At 62.7% G+C, this 18,974-nt stretch carries 23 protein-coding genes and 1 tRNA gene; 14 read left to right on the top strand and 10 right to left on the bottom strand.

The features are described 5' to 3' along the window. The first annotated feature begins 136 nt into the window (after positions 1 to 136). The 5 genes from ribH (at position 137) to JQ574_RS30455 (ending at position 5,090) form a co-directional block, all read left to right on the top strand. Positions 137 to 628 (top strand): 6,7-dimethyl-8-ribityllumazine synthase, encoded by a 492-nt coding sequence (gene ribH, locus JQ574_RS30475; RefSeq protein WP_212208181.1) that lies wholly within the window; start codon positions 137 to 139, stop codon positions 626 to 628. Between the two features lie 2 nt (positions 629 to 630). Continuing rightward, complete coding sequence (gene nusB, locus JQ574_RS30470; protein WP_212208180.1) at positions 631 to 1,128, top strand: transcription antitermination factor NusB; 498 nt, start codon at positions 631 to 633, stop codon at positions 1,126 to 1,128. 7 nt (positions 1,129 to 1,135) lie between these two features. Then, positions 1,136 to 2,113: a thiamine-phosphate kinase gene (gene thiL / locus JQ574_RS30465; RefSeq protein WP_212208245.1), complete on the top strand. Its 978-nt coding sequence runs from the start codon at positions 1,136 to 1,138 to the stop codon at positions 2,111 to 2,113. A 203-nt stretch (positions 2,114 to 2,316) separates the two neighbouring features. After that, entirely contained in the window at positions 2,317 to 2,526 is a 210-nt protein-coding gene (locus tag JQ574_RS30460) for a cold-shock protein (protein WP_192733570.1), read from the top strand. 443 nt (positions 2,527 to 2,969) lie between these two features. Further along, positions 2,970 to 5,090 (top strand): sodium-translocating pyrophosphatase, encoded by a 2,121-nt coding sequence (locus JQ574_RS30455; RefSeq protein ID WP_212208179.1) that lies wholly within the window; start codon positions 2,970 to 2,972, stop codon positions 5,088 to 5,090. Between the two features lie 234 nt (positions 5,091 to 5,324). Here JQ574_RS30455 and JQ574_RS30450 read toward each other — a convergent pair whose 3' ends face one another. Then, positions 5,325 to 6,329 carry a tripartite tricarboxylate transporter substrate binding protein gene (locus JQ574_RS30450; protein ID WP_212208178.1) on the bottom strand — a complete coding sequence of 335 codons (1,005 nt, stop codon included), beginning with the start codon at positions 6,327 to 6,329 and terminating at the stop codon, positions 5,325 to 5,327. A gap of 180 nt (positions 6,330 to 6,509) precedes the next feature. Next, the gene (locus JQ574_RS30445; protein WP_212208177.1) at positions 6,510 to 6,995 is read right to left on the bottom strand and encodes an outer membrane protein assembly factor BamE; all 486 of its coding nucleotides are present in this window, start codon (positions 6,993 to 6,995) and stop codon (positions 6,510 to 6,512) included. A 152-nt stretch (positions 6,996 to 7,147) separates the two neighbouring features. Between JQ574_RS30445 and JQ574_RS30440 the strand changes: the two genes are divergently transcribed. The 8 genes from JQ574_RS30440 to JQ574_RS30405 all read left to right on the top strand — a co-directional run bounded on the left by JQ574_RS30440 (position 7,148) and on the right by JQ574_RS30405 (position 13,084). Beyond that, complete coding sequence (locus JQ574_RS30440; protein ID WP_212208176.1) at positions 7,148 to 7,699, top strand: ubiquinol-cytochrome C chaperone family protein; 552 nt, start codon at positions 7,148 to 7,150, stop codon at positions 7,697 to 7,699. 10 nt (positions 7,700 to 7,709) lie between these two features. After that, a complete protein-coding gene (locus tag JQ574_RS30435) occupies positions 7,710 to 8,297 on the top strand; it encodes a DUF177 domain-containing protein (protein WP_212208175.1) in 588 nt (195 codons plus the stop codon). Positions 8,298 to 8,599: 302 nt separating this feature from the next. After that, positions 8,600 to 9,661 (top strand): phosphate acyltransferase PlsX, encoded by a 1,062-nt coding sequence (gene plsX / locus JQ574_RS30430; protein ID WP_212208174.1) that lies wholly within the window; start codon positions 8,600 to 8,602, stop codon positions 9,659 to 9,661. Further along, on the top strand, positions 9,658 to 10,635 hold the full coding sequence (locus JQ574_RS30425) for a beta-ketoacyl-ACP synthase III (protein ID WP_212208173.1): 978 nt from the start codon (positions 9,658 to 9,660) through the stop codon (positions 10,633 to 10,635). The genes plsX and JQ574_RS30425 overlap by 4 nt, the downstream gene beginning before the upstream one ends. A 130-nt stretch (positions 10,636 to 10,765) precedes the next feature. Continuing rightward, entirely contained in the window at positions 10,766 to 11,095 is a 330-nt protein-coding gene (locus JQ574_RS30420; RefSeq protein WP_192734233.1) for an integration host factor subunit alpha, read from the top strand. 112 nt (positions 11,096 to 11,207) lie between these two features. Then, positions 11,208 to 11,777 (top strand): MerR family transcriptional regulator, encoded by a 570-nt coding sequence (locus JQ574_RS30415; protein WP_212208172.1) that lies wholly within the window; start codon positions 11,208 to 11,210, stop codon positions 11,775 to 11,777. Positions 11,778 to 11,891: 114 nt separating this feature from the next. Further along, a tRNA-Pro gene (locus JQ574_RS30410) sits at positions 11,892 to 11,969 on the top strand. A 152-nt stretch (positions 11,970 to 12,121) separates the two neighbouring features. Beyond that, positions 12,122 to 13,084, top strand: a complete 963-nt coding sequence (locus JQ574_RS30405) for an ABC transporter substrate-binding protein (protein WP_212208171.1) — start codon at positions 12,122 to 12,124, stop codon at positions 13,082 to 13,084. Between the two features lie 174 nt (positions 13,085 to 13,258). Here JQ574_RS30405 and JQ574_RS30400 read toward each other — a convergent pair whose 3' ends face one another. From JQ574_RS30400 to JQ574_RS30380, 5 genes are all read right to left on the bottom strand, one after another. After that, a complete protein-coding gene (locus JQ574_RS30400; protein WP_212208170.1) occupies positions 13,259 to 13,411 on the bottom strand; it encodes a hypothetical protein in 153 nt (50 codons plus the stop codon). 119 nt (positions 13,412 to 13,530) lie between these two features. Further along, positions 13,531 to 13,686, bottom strand: a complete 156-nt coding sequence (locus JQ574_RS30395) for a hypothetical protein (RefSeq protein ID WP_192733559.1) — start codon at positions 13,684 to 13,686, stop codon at positions 13,531 to 13,533. A 171-nt stretch (positions 13,687 to 13,857) separates the two neighbouring features. Next, on the bottom strand, positions 13,858 to 14,127 hold the full coding sequence (locus JQ574_RS30390) for a hypothetical protein (RefSeq protein ID WP_212208169.1): 270 nt from the start codon (positions 14,125 to 14,127) through the stop codon (positions 13,858 to 13,860). A gap of 313 nt (positions 14,128 to 14,440) precedes the next feature. Next, a complete protein-coding gene (locus tag JQ574_RS30385; RefSeq protein WP_409363389.1) occupies positions 14,441 to 14,581 on the bottom strand; it encodes a GlsB/YeaQ/YmgE family stress response membrane protein in 141 nt (46 codons plus the stop codon). A gap of 233 nt (positions 14,582 to 14,814) precedes the next feature. Next, on the bottom strand, positions 14,815 to 14,988 hold the full coding sequence (locus JQ574_RS30380; protein WP_212208167.1) for a hypothetical protein: 174 nt from the start codon (positions 14,986 to 14,988) through the stop codon (positions 14,815 to 14,817). 150 nt (positions 14,989 to 15,138) lie between these two features. Between JQ574_RS30380 and JQ574_RS30375 the strand changes: the two genes are divergently transcribed. Further along, positions 15,139 to 15,303, top strand: a complete 165-nt coding sequence (locus JQ574_RS30375) for a hypothetical protein (RefSeq protein WP_212208166.1) — start codon at positions 15,139 to 15,141, stop codon at positions 15,301 to 15,303. A gap of 29 nt (positions 15,304 to 15,332) precedes the next feature. Here the strand turns inward: JQ574_RS30375 and JQ574_RS30370 are convergent, their stop codons facing one another. From JQ574_RS30370 to JQ574_RS30360, 3 genes are read right to left on the bottom strand one after another with little or no spacing between them, the layout of a single operon-like run. Then, a complete protein-coding gene (locus JQ574_RS30370) occupies positions 15,333 to 16,412 on the bottom strand; it encodes an ABC transporter ATP-binding protein (protein ID WP_212208165.1) in 1,080 nt (359 codons plus the stop codon). Continuing rightward, on the bottom strand, positions 16,409 to 17,386 hold the full coding sequence (locus JQ574_RS30365; RefSeq protein ID WP_212208164.1) for an ABC transporter ATP-binding protein: 978 nt from the start codon (positions 17,384 to 17,386) through the stop codon (positions 16,409 to 16,411). Before JQ574_RS30365 ends, JQ574_RS30370 begins: the two co-directional genes overlap by 4 nt. Then, positions 17,386 to 18,954, bottom strand: a complete 1,569-nt coding sequence (locus tag JQ574_RS30360; RefSeq protein WP_212208163.1) for an ABC transporter substrate-binding protein — start codon at positions 18,952 to 18,954, stop codon at positions 17,386 to 17,388. The genes JQ574_RS30365 and JQ574_RS30360 overlap by 1 nt, the downstream gene beginning before the upstream one ends. Between the last annotated feature and the right edge of the window lie 20 nt (positions 18,955 to 18,974).

The following is an 18,974-nucleotide window of genomic DNA, read 5'->3' as shown; positions in this document are numbered from 1 at the left end:
AACAATTGTGTCATACGCGGGCTTGACCCGCGTATCCATCCTCTTAACAGGATGGATTCCTGATAGGATGGATTGCCGGGGCCCCATCGGCAGACGCGCTCCGCGCTCTAGCCCGGCAATGACAAGAAGGTAGATAATGGCAGACGCACGACGCGCACCCCTGAAGGACCAGACCGACATCAAAGGCGCGCGCGCGCTGATCGTCGAAGCACGCTTCTACGACGACATCCAGGATGCGCTGCTGGAAGGCGCCGTCACCGAATTGAAGGCGGCCGGTGTCACGCATGACGTCATCACCGTGCCCGGCGCTTTAGAAATCCCCGCCGCGATCGCGATCGCGATCGACGCCGCCGAGAACAACGGAAGGCCCTATGACGCCGCGATCGCGCTCGGCTGCGTGGTGCGGGGCGACACCATTCATTTCGAGATCGTCTCGATGGAATCCTCACGCGCGCTGATGGACCTTGCGGTGGCCAGAAAGTTCCCGCTCGGCAACGGCATCATTACGGTCAACACCGAGGCGCAGGCCTGGGCGAGGGCGCGCGCCAGTGAACTCAACAAGGGCGGCGACGCCGCCCGCGCGGCGCTCGCAATGCTGCGGATCAAACGCCGGCTGGCAAAGGCCTGACGATGGCAGACACCAAGAAGCCCGCACTCAAAAATCCGGACAAGAAAGCCAACCGGCGCGGTGCCGCGCGACTCGCCGCCGTGCAGGCGCTGTACCAGATGGACATTGGCGGCGCCGGGATCAACGATATCTTCGCCGAGTTCGAGAGCCACTGGCTCGGCAACGAGGTCGAGGGCGACAAATACCTGCCGGCCGAAGCCGCGTTTTTCCGCGACGTCGTCTCGGGCGTGGTGCGGGATCAGGCCAAACTCGATCCGCTGATCGACGACGCGCTGTCGAAGGGCTGGCCCTTGAAGCGGATCGACGCGATTTTGCGCGCGGTGCTGCGGGCTGGGTCCTATGAACTGGAGCATCGCAAGGACGTGCCCGGCCGCGTCGTCGTGTCCGAATATGTCGATGTCGCGCACGCCTTTGTCGAAAAGGACGAGACCGGCATGGTGAACGCGGTGCTGGATCAGATCGCGCGCCAGTTCCGCGCCGACGAGTTCGCGCGTGGCTAGCGCGCCCATGTCCGGCGAGGATTCGCTGATCGCCCGCTATTTCAGGCCGATCGCGACCGACCCTGGCGCCTTCAATCTCGACGACGACGCGGCGGCCCTGAAGCCTGATGGCGACGACATCGTGGTGACGACGGACGCCATCGTCGAAGGCGTGCATTTCCTCCCCGACGATCCGCCTGATACCGTTGCGCGCAAGGCGTTGCGGGTGAACCTCTCGGATCTCGCCGCCAAGGGCGCGGTGCCGGCCGGTTTCGTGCTGACGCTGGCGCTCCGCGATACCGACGAAGCCTGGCTCAAGCCGTTCGCGGCCGCGCTCGGCGAGGACGCGGCGCAATTCGGCTGTCCGCTGCTGGGCGGCGATACGGTGTCGACATCAGGTCCGCTGATGGTCTCGGTCACCGCGTTCGGGCGCGTGCCGTCAGGCAAAATGGTCCATCGCAGCGGCGCCAAGCCTGGCGACCGGGTGCTGGTGACCGGCACGATCGGCGATGCCGCGCTCGGGCTTGCCGTGCTCGGCGGCGGCAAGGTCCATGCCGCGGTGAGCGATGCAGCAGCGCGCGATCTGCTGGTCGGGCGCTATCGGGTACCGCAGCCGCGCGTGGTGCTCGCGGAAATCGTTCGCGACCATGCCGGAGCGGCGATGGACGTGTCCGATGGGCTCGCCGGCGATCTCACCAAACTGTGCGGTGTGTCGGGTGTTTCCGCTGCGATCGATCTGGAGAAGGTTCCGCTGTCGGATACCGCGCGCGATCTGCTGTCGCGTGGCATCGTCGGAATCGAAACGTTGATCGCCGGTGGCGACGATTACGAAATCCTGTGCACGGTGGCGGAAGACCGCGTCGATGCGTTCGTGCAAGCCGCGCAGGGCGCTGGCGTGGCGGTAAGTTCCATCGGAACCGTGCTCGCCGGAAGTGGAGCGCCGAAATTCCTCGACGGGCAGGGCGGCGAAATCGTTCTGAAACGGCGCTCTTACAGCCATTTTTGAGCGTCGCAGCGCTGACTGCGGGCCTTTATTGGCGACCGGCCATTGCAATTTCCCGGAAAATCTATAGTTGTGCGCGCATTCGATTGCCGCCGTGCCTTGCTGAACGCGCCTGTTAGGGCATTTTCCAGAGACATCGTCGATTGGATTTGAATCCGTGCGATCGCCGTACGGAATGAAAGCCTACGTGCTTTGGAGAATAGAAAATGGCTACGGGAACTGTGAAGTGGTTCAACGGTCAAAAGGGTTTTGGATTCATTCAGCCGACCGACGGCAGCAAGGATGTGTTCGTTCACATCAGCGCCGTTGAGCGCGCAGGTCTGACCGGTCTGGCCGAAGGCCAAAAGGTCGAGTTCGAACTCAAGACCGACAAGATGCGGGGCAAGGTAAGCGCAGAGAACCTGTCGCTGGCCTGAGGCCTCGAAACGGTCGTTTCACGGATGTACTGAAATGGATCGCGGGCCCGCTCAATCCCTTCGAGGATTGGGCGGGCCCATGTATTTTCAGGCCTATGTATTTTCAGACCCATATCGTGGTCGCTATTTGGGTTACGGCACCTGCAGGATCGCTCTCAGCAGACGATTCGATGGTCCGCCCCGTGGGCGCCTGGCAGGCCTCGGATTTTCCGCCGGACGGTCCAGCCGCCAGCCAGCCCTCGGCACCAGCCGTCGTTCCCGGGGATTCCTTTCAAAAATAGACGGTTTCTGGCCTCCGCGGCGTTGCGCCGGGGAAACGATTTTGGCAAGGTCCCGGCGATTTGAGGGGCCACCCTTTTGGGCGGGGAAGGCCTCCTTTTTATGCGCTTGCCGCGCTCGCGGTGTGGCGGGGGAACATCAAGGTCTGAGGCGAGGCAAATTCAATGACAGCATTATGGGTGATTGTGCTCTGCGGAGCGCTTTCGATTGTTTACGCGATCTGGGCGACGGCTTCCGTGTTGAAGGCGGACGCCGGCAATCCGCGCATGCAGGAGATCGCAGCCGCGGTCGCCGAGGGCGCACAGGCCTACCTGAAGCGGCAGTACATGACGATCGGCATGGTCGGCGTCGTGATCTTCGCGCTGCTGGTCTGGTTCCTCGGCATGAAGGTCGGCGTGGGCTTTCTGATCGGCGCGGTGCTGTCGGGCGCTGCCGGCTTCATCGGCATGAACGTGTCGGTTCGCGCCAACGTGCGTACCGCGCAGGCCGCGACCACCTCGCTGGCCGGCGGACTTGAACTCGCCTTCAAGGCCGGTGCGATCACCGGCATGCTGGTGGCGGGCCTCGCACTGCTCGGCGTCACCATCTACTTTGCCTATCTGACCCAGATGCTGGGCCTCAAGGCCAACGACCGCGTCGTGGTCGACGCGCTGGTCGCACTCGGCTTCGGCGCCTCGCTGATCTCGATCTTCGCCCGTCTCGGCGGCGGCATCTTCACCAAGGGTGCTGATGTCGGCGGCGATCTCGTCGGCAAGGTTGAGGCCGGCATTCCCGAGGATGATCCGCGCAACCCCGCGACCATCGCCGACAACGTCGGCGACAACGTCGGTGACTGCGCCGGCATGGCCGCCGACCTGTTCGAGACCTATGCGGTGACCGCGGTCGCCACCATGGTGCTGGCTGCGATCTTCTTCGCGACCTCGCCGCTGCTGGTCAACATGATGACGCTGCCGCTCGCCATTGGCGGCGTCTGCATCATCACCTCGATCATCGGTACCTTCTTCGTCAAGCTCGGCGCCAGCCAGTCGATCATGGGTGCGCTCTACAAGGGCCTGATCGCGACCGGCATCCTGTCGCTGTTTGGCGTTGCTGCTGTCATCCATTGGCTGATCGGCTTCGGTCCGCTGGCGGGCGTGAAGTACACCGGCATGGCGCTGTTCCAGTGCGGCATCGTCGGCCTCGTCGTCACCGGCCTGATCATCTGGATCACCGAGTACTATACCGGCACCGACTACCGTCCGGTGAAGTCGATCGCGAAGTCCTCGGTCACCGGTCACGGCACCAACGTGATCCAGGGTCTGGCGATCTCGATGGAATCGACCGCGATGCCCGCGATCGTCATCATCGCCGGCATCCTCGTCACCTACAGCCTTGCCGGCCTGTTCGGCATCGCGATCGCGACCACCACCATGCTGGCGCTGGCCGGCATGATCGTGGCGCTCGACGCCTTCGGCCCCGTCACCGACAACGCCGGCGGCATCGCCGAAATGGCCGGCCTGCCGAAAGAAGTCCGCAAGTCGACCGACGCGCTCGACGCGGTCGGCAACACCACCAAGGCGGTCACCAAGGGTTACGCGATCGGCTCGGCCGGTCTCGGCGCGCTGGTGCTGTTCGCGGCCTACAATGAAGACCTCAAATTCTTCATCGCCAATGCCGCGAAGTATCCGTACTTCCAGGGCGTGCTGCCCGACTTCTCGCTGAACAACCCCTACGTCGTGGTCGGCCTCTTGTTCGGCGGCCTGCTGCCGTATCTGTTCGGCGCGATGGGCATGACGGCCGTCGGCCGTGCGGCCGGCGCGATCGTCGAGGAAGTGCGGCGTCAGTTCCGCGAAAAGCCTGGCATCATGCAGGGCACCGACAAGCCGGATTACGGCCGCGCGGTCGACCTTTTGACCAAGGCGGCGATCAAGGAAATGATCATTCCGTCGCTGCTGCCGGTGCTGTCGCCGATCTTCGTCTACTTCGTGATCTTCGCAATCGCGGGCGGCGGCGCGGCCGGCAAGTCGGCGGCGTTCTCGGCCGTCGGCGCCATGCTGCTCGGCGTGATCGTGACCGGCCTGTTCGTCGCGATCTCGATGACCTCGGGCGGCGGCGCCTGGGACAACGCCAAGAAGTACATCGAGGACGGCCATTACGGCGGCAAGGGCTCCGACGCGCACAAGGCGGCGGTGACCGGCGACACCGTCGGCGATCCCTACAAGGATACGGCCGGCCCCGCCGTCAACCCGATGATCAAGATCACCAACATCGTGGCGCTGTTGCTGCTGGCGATCCTGGCGCACTGAGCGGCGCTGAGCCGATCAAAATAAAACCCCGCGGTGCGAGCCGCGGGGTTTTTCTTTTTTGCCCGGCGTCATCCTGAGGTGCGAGCTCTTGCGAGCCTCGAAGGATGACTTGGCAGGTGTGTGTGGCCATCCTTCGAGACGCCGCAAGCGCGGCTCCTCTAGCGACAACGGCTTTGCCGTTGCGCGGGGATGACGGCTGCGTGCGCGGATCGAGCGCCGCGGGAGTTACGCCTCTCAGCCGGCGTCCATCTGCAGGCCTTCCTGCTTGATGATGGCGCCGAACTTGTCCGTCTCCGCCTGGATGAAGTCGGAAAACTGCTGCGGTGTGCCGTAGTCGGTGCGCGCGCCGATCTTGGCCATGCTTTCCTTGATGTCCTCGCGCTCCAGGAACACCTTGATTTCCTTGTTAAGGGCATCGAGGACGGGGGCGGGGGCGGCCTTCGGCAGGAAAATGCCGAACCAGGACGATACGTCGAACTTGGCGAGCTCCGGTGCGCTCTCGCGCATGGTCGGAATGTTGGGCGCCAGCGCGCTGCGCTCGGTCGTGGTCACCGCCAGCCCGGTGAGCTTGCCATCCTGCACCTGCGGCAGCGTCGGATAGAGATTGTCGAACAGCACCTGGATGTCGCCGGCGAGCGCGGCCTGCAGTGCCGGCCCGGCGCCGCGGAACGGCACATGCACCATCTTCAATTTCGTCAATTGCAGGAACCAGGCGCCGGTGAGGTGAGGGCTCTGCCCGATGCCGGAGGAGCCGTAGGTCAGCTTGTCCGGATTGGCCTTGATGTAGGCAATCAGGTCGCCGATCGACTTGACCGGCACCGAGGGGTGCGCCGAGATGATGTTGGGAATCCGGATCAGGTTGGAGACCGGCTGCAACTGGTCGGCCTTGTAGGTCATATTCCGGAAGATGGTGTAGGCGATGGCGTTAGGGCCGGGATTGCCGACCAGGATCGTGTGCCCGTCGCCCTTGCTGCGTACGGCTTCGGCGGTGCCGATGGTGCCGCCGCCGCCGGAGCGGTTTTCCACTACCGCGGACTGGCCCCAGGCCTTCTGCAAATGAGCCGCCAGCAAGCGCCCCATCACGTCCGTGGTGCCTCCCGGCGCGGCCGGCACGATCAGGCGGACGGTTTCGGTGGGCCGCCAGTCGGCGCCCAGGCTGCTGCGCGGCAGTATGGCCGCAGTGGAGAGCGCGGCGGCTCCGGTCAGAATATGGCGGCGGGAAAAAGATCGGCTGGTCACTAGGTCACTCCCTGCGGGGTTTTTATTTTGCAGGCGACCGTAGGCAGCGCGCACGCGCAGGGCAAGCGGACGACTTGGCGCAGGGCGCTGCGCTGATGCAGGGTCCACGAAGCGGCAGATGGGTCCCGGCTCTGCGGAGCAGCCCAAGGGTGCTGCACCGCGTCCGGGACACGGGAGGGCTTAGTTAAAGCTGAGCAGCTTGAACAGCGGCGTCAGGTAGCTGAGCTCCTGGCCTGAGGTCGGCGTGGTGCGGCTGATGAAGTCGAAGATCTTGCCGTCCTGCAGCCCGTAATTGGCGAGCCGCTGCACCTGGCGATTCTTGTCGAAATAGATCGCGATCACCCGCTGGTCGACGACCTGCTGGTTCATGAAGGCGACCTTGCGCTCGGAGCGCTGTGAAATGTAGTAGAACACCTCGCCGTTCAGGGTCGCGACCGTGGAGGGCGTGCCCATCACGATCAGCACCTGGTCCTGGCTGGCGCCGATCGGGATCTGTTCCAGCGCGCCGGGGGGCAGGATATAGCCCTTCTGGAATTGCTCGCCGGTGCAGCCGCCGAGCGCGGCGCAGAGCAGTGCCATGGCCGCAAAGCCGCGAAAACCGCGCCAGCGCGCGGTCTGGCGGCGCGGCGAGGGCGCGCATGAGCTTGGTTGGCCCGTCTCGGTCATTCCGGAATCGATCCCGTCCCCTTGCATCGCGCGAGGCGTTGACGTACCGGGCAGCACGCAGGATTGCAACATGCGCGGGCGCCCGAAGCTGAAACCCTGAAGGCCGAAACCTTCATGGCGGAAACCTTTGGGGCTCGCATGCGGAACCCACAATGCTTTGGCCGTTCAATCACTTCAGGAAACCCCGGTCCGCCCCGCGCGGCACCATTGAAGCCATCTATGGCATGATCGTGACGCAGGCGCGAGAACCGTTGTTTTATCGGGACTTGGGCGTCCCGGACACGGTTAACGGCCGTTTTGACCTGCTTCTGATGCATTTGTGGCTGGTGTTGCGGCGGCTCAAATCGGTCCCGGAGGGCAAGGGTCTGTCGCAGGCGCTGTTCGACCATTTTTGCAACGATATGGACGATAATCTGCGCGAACTGGGCGTCAGCGACCTCAAAGTGCCGAAAAAGATGCAGGCCTTCGGTGAGGCCTTCTATGGCCGCACCGCAGCCTATGATCTGGCGCTGACCGAGGGCCGCGAAGCCCTGGCACAGGCGCTGTGCAAGAACGTCCTCAACGGTGAGAACATCGAAAAGGCCCGCCAGCTCGCAGCCTATGCCGAGGCCGCCATGGCGGCGCTCGACCGGCAGGACGAGGCGGCGCTGGCCGACGGCACTTTCAAGTTTCCTTCGCCGGAGCAGGCCGGCGCACAAGCATGAGCAAACGGCGATGACCAAGAGTGCCATGATCGAGAAGCCGGACCCGTGGCGCGTTCCCGTCGCGGTGGAGAAAATTCCGGACACGGGTCTGCATCGCGACCTCGAGGCCGATCAGGCCACGCGTGTTGCGGTGGCGGATATGGGAAGCCTGCGCGAGGTGCTGATGCTGCAGGCCTCGTTCGACGTGATACCCAAAAGCGGCGGCCGCTTTCAGGTCGAGGGGCGCGTGCGGGCGCGGATCGGGCAGACCTGCGTGGTGACGCTGGAGGAGATGGAGAGCGATATCGACGAGCCGATCGATCTGATCTTCGCGCCGCCGGACCAGATTCCGCAGATGGCCGCGCTGGTCGACGAGGCTGAAGAGAGCGACGAGGACACGCCCGATCCGCCGGAGCCGATCGACAACGGCATCATCGATCTCGGCCGGCTTGCGACCGACGCGCTGTATCTCGCGGTCGATCCCTATCCGCGCAAACCGGACGCGGTTTTTGAACCCTTGGTCGAAGCCCCTGACCCCGAGGATCACCCATTTGCGGCGCTCAAGGCGCTAAAGGTTACGCCGAAAAAGTCGGGCTCAAAGAAGCCCAAAGACAAGTAACCGACACTTAAAGTGGCCGGTGAAGCAGGATTTCACTTGATGTGGCTCTGATGCCTCATCAGGAATCTTGCATAACATACTGAATTTGCTAATATTACATTGTATTCCCGATTGCGGGCGGTGCTGGGTCCCATTCCCCAAAGACCGTGGTCAAGAGGTTGTGTCAGAACGGGGACACGCTATTGTCGCGGCCCGGCGGGGGCGATAGCGATGCGCTCCGCCGAGCACCGCTATCGGCGGATGCTTCCAGCGCGCGGCCGGGCTCTAACAGGGCTGCAAGAGATCAGGTTTCCGGGACGTTCATGCCTCAAAAGGTTCGAATCGCGCTTGACGCCATGGGTGGCGATGTCGGCGCATCGGTCATCATTCCCGGCGCTGCAAGGGCATTGGCCCGGCATCCCGACATCGAGTTTCTGCTGTACGGCGACAGCGCGCTGATCGAGGCGGAGCTCGCCAAACATCCGGCCATGAAGAAGGCCTCGCGTGTCACCCATACCGACGTCACCGTCAGCATGCACGACAAGCCGAGCCAGGCACTGCGCCGCGGCCGCAAGAAGTCGTCGATGTGGTTTGCGATCGACGCAGTGAAAGAGGGCAAGGCCGACGTCGCGGTATCTGCCGGCAATACCGGCGCGCTGATGGCGATGGCGCGCTTTCATTTGCACACCATGCCGGGGATCGATCGGCCGGCCATTGCCGGCGTGTGGCCGACGATGCGCGGCGATTCCGTCGTGCTTGACCTCGGCGCCAGCATCGGCGGCGACCATCATCATCTGGTGGCGCTGGCGGTGATGGGCGGCGCGATGGCGAGCGTGCTGTTCGGCAAGCCGCGCCCGACCGTCGGCCTGCTCAATATCGGGACCGAGGAAGTGAAGGGCGGCGAGGAAATCCGCGCCGCCTCCGAACAGCTGCGCGCGATGAACCTGCCGGAGCTCGACTATATCGGCTTCGTCGAGGGCGACGGGATCGGCAAGGGCGCCGCCGACGTGATCGTGACCGAAGGCTTTTCCGGCAACATCGCGCTGAAGGCCGCCGAGGGAACCGCGCGCCAGATGTCGGAGTTCCTCCGCAGCGCCATGGCGTCGAGCTGGCGGTCCCGTATCGGCTATTTGTTCGCCCGCAACGCCTTCACGGCCTTGCGGCACAAGCTCGACCCCAATAAATCCAATGGCGGCGTGCTGCTCGGCCTCAAGGGCGTGGTGGTCAAAAGCCATGGTGGAACCAACGCCGAAGGCTTTGCTTACGCGGTCGATGTTGGCTATGAGATGGTCCGCTGCGATCTCCTCACCAAGATCAATCAGATGCTTAATCGCGACGGCAGTGCGCTGGCTCAAGCGCAAACCGCGCAGGAGGCTGTCTCGTGACTGCTAAACGTTCGGTCGTGCTAGGCTGCGGCTCCTATCTGCCGCGGAAGGTCCTGACCAATGCCGAACTGGCTGATCGGATCGATACGTCGGACGAGTGGATCGTGCAGCGCACCGGTATCCGGCAGCGCCATATCGCCGCGGACGGCGAGTTCACCTCGCATTTGGCGATCAACGCCGCGCGCGCCGCGCTCGACCATGCCGGCATCGACGCGCAGCAAATCGATCTGATCGTGCTGGCGACGTCGACGCCGGACAACACCTTTCCGGCGACCGCGGTTGCGGTCCAGCACGCGCTAGGCATCAATCACGGCGTCGCCTTCGACCTGCAGGCGGTCTGCTCCGGCTTCATCTTTGCGCTGGCGACCGCCGACAATTTCCTGCGCTCGGGCTCGCACAAGCGGGCGCTGGTGATCGGTGCGGAAACGTTCTCGCGCATTCTCGACTGGAGCGACCGCGGTACCTGCGTGCTGTTCGGCGACGGCGCCGGCGCCGTCGTGCTCGAGGCCCAGGACCAGCCCGGCAAGCCGACCGACCGTGGCATCCTGACCACGCATCTGCGTTCCGACGGACGGCATAAGTCAAAGCTGTTTGTCGATGGCGGGCCGTCTTCGACCCAGACCGTCGGCCACCTCCGCATGGAGGGCCGCGAAGTCTTCAAGCACGCGGTCGGCATGATCACCGATGTGATCGTCGATGCGTTCAACGCCACCGGGGCTTCCGCCGAGGAGATCGACTGGTTCGTCCCGCATCAGGCCAACAAGCGAATCATCGATGCTTCGGCGCATAAGCTGCATATTGCGCCGCAGAAGGTGGTTCTGACCGTCGATCTGCACGGCAATACGTCGGCGGCGTCGATCCCGCTGGCGCTCAACGTCGCGGTCAAGGACGGACGCGTCAAGAAGGGCGATCTGGTGCTGCTGGAAGCGATGGGTGGCGGCTTCACCTGGGGTTCCGCGCTCGTCCGCTGGTGAGCCTTAAGTAAAATACCCTACAAAGTGGTTGTGCTGTTTCATGCGTGTGCATGATGGTGGCTGTTGACCATTGCGTGCTAACCTCATAATTTCAGGGAATAAATTGTTCGCCGAGAGTGCGGGGCAGGCGATGACCGGGACAGGAAAAACAGTCACACGCGTTGATTTGTGCGAGGCGGTCTACCAGAAGGTGGGCTTGTCGCGAACGGAGTCGTCTGCGTTCGTCGAACTCGTTTTGAAAGAGATCACCGATTGTCTTGAGAAGGGCGAGACGGTGAAGCTGTCGTCGTTCGGCTCGTTCATGGTGCGCAAGAAGGGTCAACGGATCGGACGTAACCCGAAGACCGGCACCGAAGTACCAATCTCTCCGCGACGCGTGATGGTGTTCAAGCCGTCGGCTATTTTGAAGCAGCGCATCAATGGTCACGCGGTGACCAACGGTGATGCCAAGGACGATTGAGGCGTTTTCAGCGCGAGGCGAAGTTCAGTTCGCGTCAAGAATGCGCGTGAAGATAGTCATGTTAGGCGTTTAGAGTTTCTCTTCATTCTCTAGAGCTGAGAGGAGCTGGCATTTGGACAAGGCGCCGGATGCGTTCCGTACCATCAGCGAGGTCGCGGACGATCTCGATATTCCCCAGCATGTGCTGCGATTTTGGGAAACGCGATTCACTCAGATCAAGCCGATGAAGCGAAGCGGCGGGCGGCGCTATTACCGCCCCGACGACGTCGATCTGCTCAAGGGCATCCGCCGCCTGCTGTACGGCGAGGGCTACACCATCCGCGGTGTGCAGCGGATCCTGAAAGAACACGGCGTCAAATCGGTGCAGGGTCTGAGCGACCAGAACTCTGCCGTCTCGTTCGGCGCGGTCGAGGAGGCGATCGGCCTCAGCCTGCAGGAGCCCGAGGAGGGCGCAGGTGCGCTCGCCGGATCCGATGACGATGATTACGAGGGCGAAGCCACGGAAATCGACTACCGCTTCGTCGATACCGATGAGGACGGTTTCCTCGCCCCCTTCGGCAAGGGCAAGGCGGCTGCCGCGCCCGGCCCGGTAGGCGGCCCCGACCGCGAACGCCTCGAACGCGTGCTGCAGGACCTGGTGGCCTGCCGGCAATTGCTGGATAACGCGCTGAAGGATGGCTGAGGGCAGGGCCGGAACCGGCGTTAGGCGGGTGTTTTTTGGGGTCGAATGCAGCTCGTTTACGGTGCGGATCGCGCGCCTTGCGCGGGGCGCCGATCGCAGCTAATGGAACGGCATCGGAGCGTGGCGCAGCCCGGTTAGCGCACTAGTCTGGGAGACTAGGGGTCGGAGGTTCAAATCCTCTCGCTCCGACCATTAAAAGCCCCAACATGGGAGCTTTCTACTACCTGAAACCACCGGAGAGCTCCCAACACCTCCGTGGGTGGTATGATCTTGTAGACATCAAGAATTTATTTCTCTTAGGCGTATCTGGGCTAGTCTCATCCATCAACGTGGAGCGCTGGCTCATGCGTCGACCGATCGCCCGCCGCCGAATGCTGACGGCTTGTCTTGGTCTCTTGGTGGCCGGAGCGGCGAAGGCGGATCGTTCGCGGCAGTGGCGCGTGGCCTACGTCGGCTCTGGCAGAACCACTATAGCCGTACCGATCTTAAGGGAAGCGCTTCGGCAGCTGGGCTATGAAGAGGGTAAGAACCTCATCCTCGATGTCCGCGCCGCGAATGGGCACTACGCCATCCTACCCGATCTCCTGAAAGAGGTGGTTGGCCTGAGGCCAGATGTCATCGTTGCAGAGGCCACACCAGCCGTCGCGGCCGCACAGAAGGCGACGTCGACTATTCCGATTGTGATGTCCCCGGCGAGCGATCCTGTTGGCTCCGGATTCGTCGAGAGCTTTGCTCGGCCGGGTGGAAACATCACTGGCGTGGCAAACATGTTCGGCGATACCACGACGAAGACGCTGGACATAATCCGTCTGGTTCTTCCGAACGTAAAAATGATCGGAGTCTTGATCTCGAATAATCCAACCCATCCGCGCCTGTTGGAGGTCGCCAAACAGGCTGCCGCCTCAATGGCCATTTTCGCAGAGGGCTTTGTCGCGCCAAATCCTGACGACCTGGAAAGGGCATTTGCGGAAATGAAGTCCGCTAACTGCGACGCTGTGTATGTTCTAGCAGACCCAGTGCGTCCGGCCATTCCTGGTATCGCCCTTAAATCCGGATTGCCGACCATTTATCAGGTGAACACCTACGTGACGGAGGGCGGCTTGATGAGTTACGGCCCTGATGTCCCAGGTTTTTTCAGTTTAGCCGCCCGATACGTCGATCGTATTCTCAAGGGCGGGAAGCCAGCCGAGATACCCGTCGAGCAGCCCACAAAATTTCTGTTCGTCGTGAACCTCCGCACAGCCAAAGGGCTTGGATTGACCATTCCGGAGTCGGTGCTGCTCATGGCCGACAAGGTGATCGAGTAGCGGACTAATTGATATGAGGCCGCTCGGGCCGAGGCGTAATGCGGAAGTAACATCGGTGCATACGCGGACTTGGCAATGCTTTGACTGCTAGCCTAGACAGCCCCCATGACTTCAATTTCGGTGGTGGACTTATTCTCGCAGCCGGTCCGCGGATGAGGGCCGCCGTCCTCTGCCTCACTCGTCGTTGAAAGCAAGAAGCGGAACGTCCACGTCGAACACCAGTTCGAGCACCAATCCGACCGCGCAAACGACCACGGCCAGTTCGACGATCACAAAAGTGAAAATCGTGGTCAGTCCGACGACTGCGTTTCTGCGTCCGTTGATCATAATTCCCTCGTTAAGGAATCATTAGCACCGGGCCGTTCGGCGTGGTCGAGGATGTGATTTTAACGTAAACGGGGAACCGGCGCGCCCGATTGCGGGCCGCCGGGGTGGGAAGCGGAATCTCAACCCGACTTGTTCATCTTCTTCACTTTTGCATCGGTGGCTTCGATCGATGCCGCCAATTCCAGGATCGCCTTTGCCAGAAGGTCGGCGGCTTCCTTGGCGTCCTGACAGCGCTCCGCGCGCAGCGCATAATTCTTGGCTGATGATAATGACATTGGCGACGCCCTTCCGACGGAAAAACCCACCGGGTTGAGGCGGTGGGTTTCCCTACGCATTTACGTCTCGCGGGGGGTCTTGAGCCGTCCGCGATTGCCCGAACCATAGCGCTCGCTGGTTAATGAATTTTCTGGCCCTAAGGCGCGTCAACGCTGGTAAGCCCGCTGCTGCTAAAGAAATTCGCGCAGCCTCACCAACTCGGCGACGTGCTCGGCGGACAGGACCTCGGGGATCATTGGCGGCTGCGGCGCTGTCACAATCTCGTACAGGTGCCGGGTCGATTCAGGCTTGGCCATGAATTCCCTCATGCACTCATCGAGAGTGCCCTCGAACACCATATAGGGGCCGGAGCTGTCGAGGCGGCGGGCGTTGTGGAGCGACGGCCATTTCCGGATGATGGCAGGAACATCAAAACTCACTGGTACTTCGGCACCATCCATTCGTCGTCGAGCTCCGGTCACAGGAAAACGGCCCCCAGCCGCAAGATGATGATGGGCATCCCACCACGAAACTCATAATCCGCGACGTCGCCGTGGGTTCCCGGCCGATGCCCCGAAATTATTGCCGCCGCCGTCTGTTGGGAACAAATAACTGCCGGGGAGCTTAGTCGGGCACGTCCGGACACGAACCAGCCCCGTCGCGTCCGGCCAAAGGCGGCCTCAGCTCTCCCCCCGCGCTGGGGCCGCCTCTTTCAGCAGCGTTGCCGCGGCGCAAAGATCGCGCGCGAACGGCCGAAGCTGGTTCTTGATCGGGCTACTTCTTGAAGAAGCCGACAATGATCAGGAGGATCACCGCGCCAATGACGGCGTTGACGATCGCGGCCAGATAGCCTCCGACCAGGACAAACCCGATCATCGGCAACAGCCAGCCGGCAATGATGAGAGATTCAATCACGACCATCCTCCCCATTGCTGAGCGCCGCGGTTTCCCGCGGTCGCTGCCCTCGAAGCCAACACGTTCAGGAAGCAAGACGCTTAGGAATTCAAGACGCTTAGGGGCCGGGCCGCTTGACGTTGCGCCAGCTGCCGTTCGCCCGTTGTTCGATCTTAGGTAGTATTACGATCCGCTCTCGTTGGCTTGTCAACCAGTAGCTGGCTCCGGTTCGGTCAATCGCACGCAACAATTTCTTACCGAGTATTCCCGGCGATGGATTTGAGCGTCTCGTTCTGCGCTTTGAAAATATTGCTCAGGACTTCAAACCAGGACGTGCCGCCAATCACCGCATCCAGTTCGGTCGCGCAAAGTTCGCTGCTCATGGCGGCCCGTTGGTCGACGCTCGGCTGTTTCTGAAATGCGGTCATGATGCGCTCCGGTGACTGGATGATGCCAACCATCCTGACCCCGGTGAGAGGCTCGTGACTGTGATTGATGTCACAGCGACGGCGACGGCCGGGCGGCTAAATCCCCTTCATCAGCAATCATCCGACCTTGATCGAAAGGGAGCCGTCACCATGAGCACCGTCATCAATCGCGCTGAATCATGCGAGCGGGACCGTCAGACCGACGCGCTGTCCGATCGCGAACTCGCCAATGTCAGCGGCGGTAAGGGAAAAACCACGCCCAGCCCGTTTGTGTTTATCAAGCATTACGACAAGGCAAGCCCCGTCCTGGCCTGAATTCCGATCCTGCCTGCCACGGATTGCCGTCAGGCCGGCGTTCGCGCGTGCTTGGCCGCTTCAAAGGCGGCCAGCCGTTCGGCGAACTTGCCGTTCGCAGCGCCGGCGCGCGCGACGATGACGGGGGCCTGGATCGTCTCGAAGAAATGACAGGCGACGCGATGGCCGGGCGCGGCCTCGCGCAGCTTGGGCTCCTCGGCCGAGCAGCGTGGCTGGGCGTGCAGGCAGCGCGTGTGGAAGCGGCAGCCGGACGGCGGGTTGAACGGGCTCGGCACGTCGCCCTGCAGCATGACGCGCTTGGTGCGCAGGCTCGGGTCGGGCTTCGGGATCGCCGACAGCAGCGCGTGGGTATAGGGGTGCAACGGCTTTGCGTAGATCGTCTTCTTGTCAGCGATCTCGACCAGCTTGCCGAGATACATCACCGCGACGCGATCGCTGATGTGTTTTACGACCGCCAGATCATGCGCGATGAATAGATAGGACAGACCAAAACGCTGCTGCAAATTCTGCAGCAGGTTGACGATCTGCGCCTGGATCGAGACGTCGAGCGCCGATACCGGCTCGTCGCAGATGATCAGGTCGGGATTGACGGCCAGTGCCCGCGCAATCCCGATGCGCTGGCGTTGCCCGCCGGAGAATTGATGCGGATAGCGCCGTGCGTGTTCGGGCAGCAGGCCGACGATGTCGAGAAGCTCGCTCACCCGCGTCTCGCGCGAGGCGGGATCGCCGATGTCATGCACCCGCAGCGGTTCGGCCAAAATCTCGCCCACGGTCATGCGCGGATTGAGCGAGGCGTAGGGGTCCTGGAAGATGATCTGCATGTGCCGGCGCAGCCGCCGCAGTTCATCCTTGCCGAGGTCAGCGATTTCCTCGCCCTTGAAGCGGACCGAGCCCGCCGTCGGGTCCATCAGACGCAGCACCAGGCGTCCGGTCGTCGACTTGCCGCAGCCGGACTCGCCGACCAGCGCCAGCGTCTCGCCGCGGCCGATCTCGAAGCTGACGTCCTCGACGGCGCGCACAAGGCCCACTTGCCTGCGCAGGATGATGCCGCGGCTGAGCTGAAAATGCTTCACCAGGCCATCGACCTGCAGCACCGGGACCGCGCTCATGACGCCACCTCGACCGGGGCTTTCCAGCAGGCGACCATGTGACCCGGCGCGAGTTCGCGCAGCGGCGGCGGCGCCTCGCGGCAGCGCCGGTCGGCGAACGGGCAGCGCGGCGCGAAGCGGCAGCCCTTCGGCTGGTTGTTGGGGCTCGGCACCGTGCCTTCGATGGTGGCGAGCCGCGCGCGATCAACGTCAAGGCGCGGGATCGAGCCCAAGAGACCGATCGTGTAGGGGTGCTGCGGATCGGCAAACAGATCGGCGACGTCAGCGCTTTCGACGATCTGTCCGGCGTACATCACCAGCACCTGGTCGGCGACCTCGGCGATCACGCCGAGATCGTGGGTGATGATCAGGATCGCCATACCGAGCCGGCGCTGCAATTCGCCGAGCAGATCGAGGATCTGGGCCTGGATGGTGACGTCGAGCGCGGTGGTCGGCTCGTCGGCGATCAGAAGCGCCGGCTCGCAGGACAGCGCCATCGCGATCATGACGCGCTGACGCATGCCGCCCGACAGATTATGCGGAAAGTCGTCGATGCGCTGCTTCGCCGATGGAATCCGCACCAGTTCCAGCATCTCGATGGCACGCGCTTTCGCGGCCTGCGGCGACAGCTGGGTATGGGCGAGTATGGCTTCGACGATCTGCTGGCCGATGGTGTGCACCGGGTTCAGCGAGGTCATCGGCTCCTGGAAGATCATCGACATTTTGCCGCCGCGCAGCCGGCGGCGCTCGTCGGCCGACAGTTTCAGCACGTCGCGGTCGCCGAACATAACGGCGTCGGCCTCGACCTTGCCCGGGCTCGCCACCAGGCCCATCACCGAGAGCGACGTCACGCTCTTGCCGCAGCCGGATTCGCCGACCAGGCCAACGGTACGGCCGCGCGGTACGCTGAAGCTGATGCCGTCGACCGCGCGAAACAGGCCGCGGTCGGTGGCAAAATGGGTCTTCAAGCCGCGGACCTCGAGCAGGTTTTCCATCAGAACGAGTAATCCAGGCCTTTGTAGAACGTGTTCTGGTAGAGCATGTGCGGCCGCACGCCCTTCAGTTTTTTCTGGCTCGTCGTGTACATCGCGATGTTCATCACCGGCATCCACAGATGCTCCTCGGTGACCCGCTGCTGGGCCAGCGCGTAATATTTGGAGCGATCGGCCTCGGTCAGCGACGCGCGGCCCATCTTCAGATACTCGTCGGTCTTGGGGTCGTTCCAGTTCATCCGGTTCGGCGCCGGCATGTTCTTCGAATCGAAGTAGAAGTTCAGGAGGTCGCCTGCCGATATGTAGGGGAACGTCACCGTCCACAATTCGTAGTCCTGTTTCGCCATCTCGGCCGGCGCGATCGTGGAGTCGAAGCCGACGATCTTCCAGTCGATGCCGATCTTGCGCATGTAGCCCTGGATCGCCTCGGAGACGCGGCCGAAATAGGCGACCTGCGTGAACAGCACCTTCGGCGCGAGCTTGACGCCGTCCTTCTCGCGGATGCCGTCGGCGCCGACCTTCCAGCCGGCTTCGTCCAGCAGCTTTTTGGCGCGCTCGACATCTTCCTTGATGATGCCCTTGGTGGACGCGGCGAAGTCGAGCGCCTTGTCGTCGATGAAGGTGTAGGCCGGCTCGGCATTGCCGAGCATGATGCCCTTGACGATATCGGCGCGGTTGATCGCGATGTTCATCGCCTCGCGCACCCGCTTGTCTGATACCATCGGCCGCGTGGTCTTGTAGCCGTAGTACATCAGCTGAAAGTTCGGCTGCGCCTCCTGCACGTTGAGGGTGGGCGCGGCCTTGACCTGCTGGATGAACTGCAGCGGGATCTGATGGCTGACGTCGAATTGCCCGCCCAGCATCGCGGCGACACGGCTGGAATCCTCGGGCACGATCTTGATGCTGAGTTTTTCGAATTTGACCGGGCCCTTGTTCTGGTACATCGACGGGCCCCATTTGTAGGCGTCGTGGCGCTTGAGCACGATCTCGGTGCGCGGCTGCCAGCTCTCGAAGCACCACGGACCGGTGCCGTCGATCGCCTTGATGCCGTAATCCTTGCCGAGCGCCTCGACGCTCTCCTGGTTGTGGATCGCGGTGGTGAACATCGTGAGCTGGAGCAGCAAGTCGGCGAACGGCTCATTCAGTTCGTATTCGACGGTGTAGGGATCGGGGGCGCGCAACTCCTTGATGTTGCCGGCGCGCCAGGCCAGCGGCGCTTTCAGTTCGGTACTGGTCAGGCGCTTGAAGGAATAGATCACGTCGGCGGCGGTGAACTTCTTGCCGCTGCAGAATTGCACGTCATCGCGCAGCTTGAAGACGTAGGTCTTGCCGTCCTCGCTGATCGTCCACGATTTGGCGAGATAGGGGATCGGCGTCTTGCCGTCCCAGTCCATCGCGACCAGCGTATCCTGAATCATGTTGACGATGTCGGAGGAGGGCGACCAGGTGGTGCGCTGGCCGTCATAATGCGGCGCGTCGAGCGACTTCATCATCTTCAGGGTCTGCGCCTCCAGCGGAGACGCAGCGGTCAAACCCAGCAAAACTGCAACCGTAGCCAATATGCCGCGCATCGTTTGCTCCTTGTTGTTGC

Source organism: Bradyrhizobium sp. AUGA SZCCT0158 (genome assembly GCF_018130065.1).
Lineage (GTDB): Bacteria > Pseudomonadota > Alphaproteobacteria > Rhizobiales > Xanthobacteraceae > Bradyrhizobium.
Note: the sequence above shows the minus strand (reverse complement) of the source record. Positions and strands in the feature narration are given on the sequence as shown.

What these genes read in the sequence shown, in the direction of transcription:
- JQ574_RS30370 (WP_212208165.1), bottom strand. Translation starts at nt 16,412, where the DNA reads ATGAGCGCGGTCCCGGTGCTGCAGGTCGATGGCCTGGTGAAGCATTTT.
- JQ574_RS30380 (WP_212208167.1), bottom strand. Translation starts at nt 14,988, where the DNA reads ATGACCGCATTTCAGAAACAGCCGAGCGTCGACCAACGGGCCGCCATG.
- JQ574_RS30365 (WP_212208164.1), bottom strand. Translation starts at nt 17,386, where the DNA reads ATGGAAAACCTGCTCGAGGTCCGCGGCTTGAAGACCCATTTTGCCACC.
- nusB (WP_212208180.1), top strand. Translation starts at nt 631, where the DNA reads ATGGCAGACACCAAGAAGCCCGCACTCAAAAATCCGGACAAGAAAGCC.
- JQ574_RS30405 (WP_212208171.1), top strand. Translation starts at nt 12,122, where the DNA reads ATGCGTCGACCGATCGCCCGCCGCCGAATGCTGACGGCTTGTCTTGGT.
- JQ574_RS30375 (WP_212208166.1), top strand. Translation starts at nt 15,139, where the DNA reads ATGAGCACCGTCATCAATCGCGCTGAATCATGCGAGCGGGACCGTCAG.
- JQ574_RS30445 (WP_212208177.1), bottom strand. Translation starts at nt 6,995, where the DNA reads ATGACCGAGACGGGCCAACCAAGCTCATGCGCGCCCTCGCCGCGCCGC.
- JQ574_RS30395 (WP_192733559.1), bottom strand. Translation starts at nt 13,686, where the DNA reads ATGTCATTATCATCAGCCAAGAATTATGCGCTGCGCGCGGAGCGCTGT.
- JQ574_RS30390 (WP_212208169.1), bottom strand. Translation starts at nt 14,127, where the DNA reads ATGGATGGTGCCGAAGTACCAGTGAGTTTTGATGTTCCTGCCATCATC.
- JQ574_RS30435 (WP_212208175.1), top strand. Translation starts at nt 7,710, where the DNA reads ATGACCAAGAGTGCCATGATCGAGAAGCCGGACCCGTGGCGCGTTCCC.
- JQ574_RS30440 (WP_212208176.1), top strand. Translation starts at nt 7,148, where the DNA reads ATGCTTTGGCCGTTCAATCACTTCAGGAAACCCCGGTCCGCCCCGCGC.
- ribH (WP_212208181.1), top strand. Translation starts at nt 137, where the DNA reads ATGGCAGACGCACGACGCGCACCCCTGAAGGACCAGACCGACATCAAA.
- JQ574_RS30460 (WP_192733570.1), top strand. Translation starts at nt 2,317, where the DNA reads ATGGCTACGGGAACTGTGAAGTGGTTCAACGGTCAAAAGGGTTTTGGA.
- JQ574_RS30455 (WP_212208179.1), top strand. Translation starts at nt 2,970, where the DNA reads ATGACAGCATTATGGGTGATTGTGCTCTGCGGAGCGCTTTCGATTGTT.
- thiL (WP_212208245.1), top strand. Translation starts at nt 1,136, where the DNA reads ATGTCCGGCGAGGATTCGCTGATCGCCCGCTATTTCAGGCCGATCGCG.
- JQ574_RS30400 (WP_212208170.1), bottom strand. Translation starts at nt 13,411, where the DNA reads ATGATCAACGGACGCAGAAACGCAGTCGTCGGACTGACCACGATTTTC.
- JQ574_RS30360 (WP_212208163.1), bottom strand. Translation starts at nt 18,954, where the DNA reads ATGCGCGGCATATTGGCTACGGTTGCAGTTTTGCTGGGTTTGACCGCT.
- plsX (WP_212208174.1), top strand. Translation starts at nt 8,600, where the DNA reads ATGCCTCAAAAGGTTCGAATCGCGCTTGACGCCATGGGTGGCGATGTC.
- JQ574_RS30420 (WP_192734233.1), top strand. Translation starts at nt 10,766, where the DNA reads ATGACCGGGACAGGAAAAACAGTCACACGCGTTGATTTGTGCGAGGCG.